Here is a 235-nt window from a genome sequence, read left to right on the forward strand (position 1 = left end):
CTTTACGAAGAAATTTCAAAAATTAAATACCAAGGCCTCGATCTTAGCCACCTAGGAAGTTGAATGACTGCGAATCAACAGATTCGCTATCGTTTTCTTTAATTTCCTTTTCTTTATTCTTCTTTATATATAGTGGTTCAGAGGTTGAACTACCAGTGGTGCAAACTTTGCACTTCCGTGGTGCAACCTTTGCACTACCAGTTTCAAAATCAGAGTCTTTAGTTTCAAATTCCCA

General features: G+C 37.0%; 1 protein-coding gene. It reads right to left on the bottom strand.

Annotated features, from left to right (window positions below):
- Nucleotides 1-43 precede the first annotated feature (43 nt).
- On the bottom strand, nt 44-235 hold a 192-nt coding region (locus AYW76_RS19480; RefSeq protein ID WP_231872664.1), incomplete at its 5' end, for a hypothetical protein.

This window comes from Marinomonas gallaica, from assembly GCF_001639745.1.
Taxonomy (GTDB): domain Bacteria; phylum Pseudomonadota; class Gammaproteobacteria; order Pseudomonadales; family Marinomonadaceae; genus Marinomonas; species Marinomonas gallaica.